6 protein-coding genes, 1 tRNA gene and 2 pseudogenes are annotated in these 5541 nt (G+C 68.6%); 7 read left to right on the forward strand and 2 right to left on the reverse strand.

What is annotated here, in order from left to right; translation table 11 throughout:
* Positions 1 to 306: pseudogene (locus I5E_RS07615) on the forward strand (UDP-N-acetylmuramate dehydrogenase); the annotation flags it as partial.
* A 76-nt stretch (positions 307 to 382) separates the two neighbouring features.
* On the opposite strand, the gene I5E_RS07620 reads toward I5E_RS07615, so the two are convergent.
* On the reverse strand, positions 383 to 1564 hold the full coding sequence (locus tag I5E_RS07620; protein WP_031261822.1) for a pyridoxal phosphate-dependent aminotransferase: 1182 nt from the start codon (positions 1562 to 1564) through the stop codon (positions 383 to 385).
* Between the two features lie 181 nt (positions 1565 to 1745).
* Here I5E_RS07620 and I5E_RS07625 point away from each other — a divergent pair.
* From I5E_RS07625 to I5E_RS07650, 6 genes are all read left to right on the forward strand, one after another.
* Positions 1746 to 1818, forward strand: a tRNA-Trp gene (locus I5E_RS07625).
* 35 nt (positions 1819 to 1853) lie between these two features.
* Positions 1854 to 2117 (forward strand): preprotein translocase subunit SecE, encoded by a 264-nt coding sequence (secE, locus tag I5E_RS07630; RefSeq protein WP_370871658.1) that lies wholly within the window; start codon positions 1854 to 1856, stop codon positions 2115 to 2117.
* A gap of 119 nt (positions 2118 to 2236) precedes the next feature.
* Entirely contained in the window at positions 2237 to 3286 is a 1050-nt protein-coding gene (gene nusG, locus I5E_RS07635; protein WP_022906458.1) for a transcription termination/antitermination protein NusG, read from the forward strand.
* Between the two features lie 141 nt (positions 3287 to 3427).
* Positions 3428 to 3859, forward strand: coding sequence for a 50S ribosomal protein L11 (gene rplK, locus I5E_RS07640; RefSeq protein ID WP_022906459.1), 432 nt, complete (start codon positions 3428 to 3430; stop codon positions 3857 to 3859).
* An 88-nt stretch (positions 3860 to 3947) separates the two neighbouring features.
* Entirely contained in the window at positions 3948 to 4637 is a 690-nt protein-coding gene (gene rplA, locus I5E_RS07645) for a 50S ribosomal protein L1 (RefSeq protein ID WP_022906460.1), read from the forward strand.
* An 87-nt stretch (positions 4638 to 4724) separates the two neighbouring features.
* Positions 4725 to 5333 carry a Pr6Pr family membrane protein gene (locus tag I5E_RS07650; protein WP_042723687.1) on the forward strand — a complete coding sequence of 203 codons (609 nt, stop codon included), beginning with the start codon at positions 4725 to 4727 and terminating at the stop codon, positions 5331 to 5333.
* On the opposite strand, the pseudogene I5E_RS07655 reads toward I5E_RS07650, so the two are convergent.
* Positions 5330 to 5541 (reverse strand): annotated as a pseudogene (locus I5E_RS07655) (YqaJ viral recombinase family protein); the annotation flags it as partial. The gene I5E_RS07650 and the pseudogene I5E_RS07655 overlap by 4 nt on opposite strands.

The raw sequence follows: 5541 nt of genomic DNA on the forward strand, positions 1-5541 counted from the left end.
AACCCGATCGTCTCCGCCGCCTTCGCCGAGACGCTGCCGGCCGAGGCACCGCGCTGGCCGGCGGGCGACGACGTCAAGCTCAGTGCCGCCTGGCTCATCGAGCACGCGGGCGTGCACCGGGGGTACGCCGTGCCCGGGTCCCGCGCGGCGATCTCGTCGAAGCACACGCTCGCGTTGACGAACCGGGGCGGAGCGACCGCCGCCCAGGTGGCGGAGCTCGCCCGCTACGTCCAGGTGACCGTCCTGAACCGCTTCGGGGTGGCGCTCGTGCCGGAACCCGTCGTGGTGGGTGACCTGCTCGCCTGAGCCGAGCCGCGCCTCCTGGCCCCGGACGTGACGACGGCCCACCTCGACGAGGTGGGCCGTCGCGGCGTCCGGGGGACTACGCGAAGAACTTCGCCAGGCGGGCCACGCCCTCGGCGATGTCGTCGTCACCGAGCGCGTACGACAGGCGGAGGTAGCCCGACGGGCCGAAGGCCTCACCCGGGACGACCGCGACCTCGGCGTGCTCGAGGATGAGGTCGGCGAGCTCGAGGGTCGTGGTCGGTGTCGATCCGGCCCACTCGCGGCCGGGGAGCGCCGTGACGTCGGGGTAGACGTAGAAGGCGCCCTGCGGGGTCGGCGTGACGAAGCCCGGGATCGCGTTCAGACCCGCGACGATCGCCTGACGACGGCGGTCGAAGGCCTCGCGCATGGCCGTGACGGGCTCCTGCGGGCCGTTCAGCGCGGCGATCGCGGCGCGCTGCGACACGTTGGACACGTTGCTCGACAGGTGCGACTGCAGGTTCAAGGCCGCCTTCACCGCGTCGGCCGGGCCGATGAACCACCCGACACGCCACCCGGTCATCGCGTACGTCTTGGCGACGCCGTTGAGGAGGATCGTCGTGTCGGCGAGGGCGGGGACCGCCTCGAGGATGCCGGTGAACCGGACGCCGTCGTACACGAGGTCCTGGTAGATCTCGTCGCTGATGACCCAGATGCCGTGCTCGAGGGCCCACTCGCCGATGGCCTTCGTCTGCTCGGCGGAGTACACGGCGCCGGTCGGGTTCGACGGCGAGCAGAACAGCAGCGCCTTCGTCTTCGGGGTGCGCGCGGCCTCGAGCTGCTCGACCGTGACGAGGTAGCCCTGGTCGCTGCCGGCGAAGACCTCGACCGGTTCGCCACCGGCCAGGCGGATCGCCTCGGGGTAGGTGGTCCAGTACGGGGCGGGGAGCAGGACCTCGTCGCCGGCGTCGACGATCGTCTGGAACGCCTGGTAGACGGCCTGCTTGCCGCCGTTCGTGACGATCACCCGCGACGGGTCGACCGTGATGCCGGACTCGCGTGCGGTCTTCTCGGCGATGGCCTGCTTGAGTTCCGGCAGGCCGGTCGCGGGTGTGTACCGGTGGTTCTTCGGGTCCTGGGCGGCCTCGACCGCGGCGTCGACGACGTGCTGGGGCGTCGCGAAGTCCGGCTCGCCGGCGGCGAACGAGATGACCGGTCGGCCGGCGGCCTTCAGCGCCTTGGCCTTGGCATCGACCTTGAGCGTCGCGGACTCGGCGATCGCGGCGATGCGGGACGCGATGCGCGGCCGATCGGTGGACGCGGCAGCGGGGTTGGCGGTGGACTCGGGGCCGGGGGCTTCGGTGCTCACGGGTCCCAGCCTATCGGCGCGGCACGCCGGAGCATCCGTCAAGTGGACACCGTGTGACGGACTCCCGTACACTCGACCACCGGAACACGGATCGGTGACGAACCGTGTCCGAAGGGCGGTGGCTCAATTGGTAGAGCAGCGGTCTCCAAAACCGCAGGTTGCAGGTTCGAGTCCTGTCCGCCCTGCACATCTGGAAGGGTAGAAGTTGGCGAGCAAAGACATGGAGACGACGGCGGATGACGTCGTCGCCAAGGCGAAGCAGGACCGGGCCGAGCGCCGCGGTCCGTTCGCTGCCATCGTGCTCTTCATCCGTCAGGTCCTCGGCGAGCTCCGCAAGGTGGTCACGCCGACCCGCAAGGAGCTCTTCAGCTACACGGGCGTCGTCCTGGTCTTCGTCGTCGTGATGATGATCCTGGTGTCGGTCCTCGACTTCGTGTTCGGACTCGGCGTCGGGTACGTGTTCGGCAACGGGCCGACGGCCTGACCCGGACGCCGGCTGTCCTGTCCGCCCACGGACAGGAGTACGGTCGCCCGAGACGGCGCCGGTCGTGAACCGATCCGCCCGCCAACCCGATCCGCATCACCGAACGGAAAGATTCGACAGTGTCTGACAACTCCCGCGACGACATCGACCTCGCCACGGCTGCCGAGCAGTCCTCCGAGGTCGAGGAGAACCAGGAAGGCGACGTCGAGACCGGCGAGGAGCGTTCGGCCGAGTCCGCCGAAGAGCGAGCCATCGAGATCGAGGACGAGGACGACGAGTCCCTCGGCCTGAGCGACGAGCCCGACGACGGCACCGTCGACGCCGGCATCGACGAGGCGCTCACGGCCCTCGCCGAGTCCCGCGACCCCGAGGCCGACGCCGTGGTGGACGACGCGCTCGAGATCGACACCGCCGACGAGGCCGAGGCCGCCGTCGAAGCCGTCGAGGACGAGGAAGAAGTCGAGCTGGAGTCGGAGACGGCAGCCGAGGCCAACGCCACCCTCGCCGCCGACGAGGCCCTCGACGCCGACGACGACGAAGAAGCGGCCGAGGTCGACCCGTACGAGGCCTTCAAGGCCGAGCTGCGGATGAAGCCGGGCAAGTGGTACGTCATCCACTCCTACGCGGGCTTCGAGCGCCGCGTGAAGTCGAACATCGAGAACCGCATGGTGTCGATGTCGATGGAGGACTACATCTACCAGGTCGAGGTCCCGATGGAGGACGTCGTCGAGATCAAGAACGGGCAGCGCAAGCTGGTCACCCGCGTCCGGATCCCCTCGTACGTGCTCGTCCGCATGGACCTCAACGAGGACTCGTGGTCCGTCGTCCGGCACACCCCCGGTGTCACCGGCTTCGTCGGCAACGCGCACAACCCGACGCCGCTCCGCTTCGACGAGGCCTTCGGCATGCTGAAGTCCCTGGTCCAGGTGGCCGAGGCAGCCCCGACCAAGGGCGGCGCGAAGGGCTCCGGCGGCGCGCAGTCCCAGCCGGCGGCCGAGGTCGACTTCGAGATCGGCGAGACGATCACCATCAAGGAAGGCTCGTTCGCGGGTCTGCCCGGGTCGATCTCCGAGATCAAGCCGGAGAGTGGCAAGCTCACGGTCCTCGTCTCGCTGTTCGAGCGCGAGACCCCGGTCGAGCTCAGCTTCGACCAGGTGACGAAGCTCTAGCGCGCACCAACACCAGCTACACTTATCGAGTTTGGCCCCGCACGCTTCGTGCGTGCGGGGCTTCACCGCGGTCCGGAACGGCCGGGCCAGCGGGAGAGTGCACGGATCCCCGTGCGTTCGATTCCAGGAGGAAGACAAGTCATGGCACCGAAGAAGAAGGTCACGGGCCTGATCAAGCTGCAGATCAACGCGGGCGCCGCCAACCCGGCCCCGCCGATCGGTCCGGCGCTCGGTCAGCACGGCGTCAACATCATGGAGTTCTGCAAGGCGTACAACGCGGCGACCGAGTCGCAGCGTGGCAACGTCGTGCCGGTCGAGATCACCGTCTACGAGGACCGTTCGTTCACGTTCGTCCTCAAGACCCCGCCGGCGGCAGAGCTGATCAAGAAGGCCGCGGGTGTGCAGAAGGGTTCCGCGACCCCGCACACGGTCAAGGTCGCGAAGATCTCGATGGACCAGGTCCGTCAGATCGCCGAGACCAAGCAGGCCGACCTGAACGCCAACGACATCGAGCAGGCCGCGAAGATCATCGCCGGCACCGCACGCTCGATGGGCATCACGGTCGAGGCGTAAGCCCCACCTGCTCAGGCACACACCCAAACACCCTTCCGTGGGAGAGCCGCGCCGGCTCGTCAACCACGTAGCTCCCAAGGAGAACACCATGGCGAAGAAGTCCAAGGCCTACCAGGCCGCGGCCGCGAAGATCGAGGCCGACAAGTTCTACACCCCCGCCGAGGCCGTCGCCCTGGCGAAGGAGACCGGTTCCACCAAGACCGACTCCACCGTCGAGGTCGCCCTCAAGCTCGGCGTCGACCCGCGCAAGGCGGACCAGATGGTCCGTGGCACGGTCATCCTGCCGCACGGCACGGGCAAGACCGCCCGTGTCATCGTCTTCGCCGTGGGCGCTGCGGCTGAGGCCGCCATCGCCGCCGGTGCCGACGAGGTCGGTGGCGACGAGCTCATCGCGAAGGTCGCCGAGGGCTACACCGCCTTCGACTCCGCCGTCGCGACGCCGGAGCTCATGGGCAAGGTTGGTCGTCTCGGCAAGGTGCTCGGCCCGCGTGGCCTCATGCCGAACCCGAAGACCGGCACCGTGACCCCGAACGTGGCGCAGGCCGTCAACGACATCAAGGGCGGCAAGATCGAGTTCCGCGTCGACAAGCACGCCAACGTGCACTTCGTCGTCGGCAAGGCCTCGTTCACGCCGGAGCAGCTCGACGAGAACATCTCGACCGCGCTCGAGGAGATCAACCGCCTCAAGCCGAGCGCCTCGAAGGGCCGCTACATCACGAAGGGCGCCGTCTCGACGACCTTCGGCCCGGGCATCCCGCTCGACGTCAACAGCATCTGATCCACTGATCAGTCCCGACAGGACCCGCACCGGTTTCGGTGCGGGTCCTGTCGCGTCCCCGGCGTGGTCTGCCGGTAGCGTGGCACCGTGCGCACCCTCGTGAACTCGCTCCGGCTGATCGCGGTCATCGCCGTGGTGGCAGCCATCGTCGGGCAGTGGCTCGTCAGCTCGAAGCTCCCGAGCTACAACCCGTGGAACTTCTTCGGGTACTTCACGATCCAGTCGAACATCCTCATCGCGGCGGCGTTCGCTGTGACGCTCGTCGCCGCTGCTCGACACAAGCGGGGTGACCTGCGGGTCAGTGTGTTCCGCGGTGCCTCGACGGTGTACATCGCCACGACCGGCATCGTCTACAACACCCTGCTGACCGGCGTCGACGTCTCGGCGAACGTGCAGTGGTCGAACGACATCCTGCACAAGGTCATGCCGGCGTACGCGGTGCTCGACTGGCTGCTGTTCTCGGATCGCTCGAAGCTGCTGCTCCGGCACGTGTGGTGGTTCCTGCTCTACCCGGCGGTGTGGACGGTCGTCGTACTGGTGCGCGGGGCGACGGACGGCTGGGTCCCGTACCCGTTCCTGAACCCCGACCTCGGCTACGGCGTCGTCGCGCTGTACTGCGTCGGCGTGGGGGTGTCGATCGTCCTGCTCGGCGTGCTCGTCATCGGGATGAGTCGCCTGCGGCTCGTGAAGGTCTAGCTCCGGAAGTCGCGCAGCCGGTCGAGCACGAGGTCGGCGAGCTGGATCAGTCCGCGGATCTGGTCGTCGTCGCGGTCGACCCACCGGCACTCGGGTTCGTCGGCGACCGGGACGAAGCCGTCGTGCCGTTCCCAGACGAACAGGGTGCGGTCCGCCCCGAGGACGTACTGCTGCCACCAGATCTGGCGGAGGTAGTGGGCGGGGATGC

The sequence above is a fragment of the Curtobacterium sp. B18 genome (genome assembly GCF_000333375.1).
Lineage (GTDB): Bacteria > Actinomycetota > Actinomycetes > Actinomycetales > Microbacteriaceae > Curtobacterium.

Coding starts and splice junctions, on each gene's coding strand:
- secE (WP_370871658.1), top strand. CDS start 1,854: ATGGAGACGACGGCGGATGACGTCGTCGCCAAGGCGAAGCAGGACCGG.
- rplA (WP_022906460.1), top strand. CDS start 3,948: ATGGCGAAGAAGTCCAAGGCCTACCAGGCCGCGGCCGCGAAGATCGAG.
- rplK (WP_022906459.1), top strand. CDS start 3,428: ATGGCACCGAAGAAGAAGGTCACGGGCCTGATCAAGCTGCAGATCAAC.